The sequence below is a fragment of the Micromonospora sp. LOL_021 genome, assembly GCF_048060215.1.
Lineage (GTDB): Bacteria > Actinomycetota > Actinomycetes > Mycobacteriales > Micromonosporaceae > Micromonospora_E.
Genome location: NZ_JBHMIN010000158.1, coordinates 1 through 408, shown reverse-complemented (window position 1 = coordinate 408; position 408 = coordinate 1). Strand labels below are relative to the sequence as shown.

Genomic DNA, 408 nt, shown 5'->3' with positions numbered 1-408 from the left:
TCATGACTGTGGGTGTGGATGTCGGGGCGGCTGTCGCGGCGTTGGCCGGGGCGTACGACACCGGGGTGCCGTGTGCGCCGTTGCGGGACCGGCTGCTGCCGGCGGGTGACGTGGATACGGCGTACGGGGTGCAGCGGGAGTTGGCGGCAGGCTGGTCGGGGGCCGGGCGGCGGCGGGTCGGGGCGAAGATCGGTTTGACGTCGCCGGCGGTGCAGGCCGCGTTCGGTGTGTTCCAGCCCGATTTCGGGGTGCTGTTCGCCGACATGGCGGTGCCGGATGGTGACGAGGTGGATCTGTCCGGGTTGATCCAACCTCGGGTGGAGGCCGAGGTGGCGTTCGTGCTGTCGGCGGATCTGCCGGACGGGCCGGCGACGGTGGTGGATGTGCTGCGGGCCACCGACTTTCTGC

The 408-nt window shown here is 71.3% G+C and carries 1 protein-coding gene; it reads left to right on the top strand.

Annotated features, from left to right (window positions below; translation table 11 throughout):
- Positions 1 to 8: 8 nt before the first annotated feature.
- A partial coding sequence (locus ACFHWT_RS31480) for a 2-keto-4-pentenoate hydratase (RefSeq protein WP_416598349.1) occupies positions 9 to 408 on the top strand: 400 nt, incomplete at its 3' end.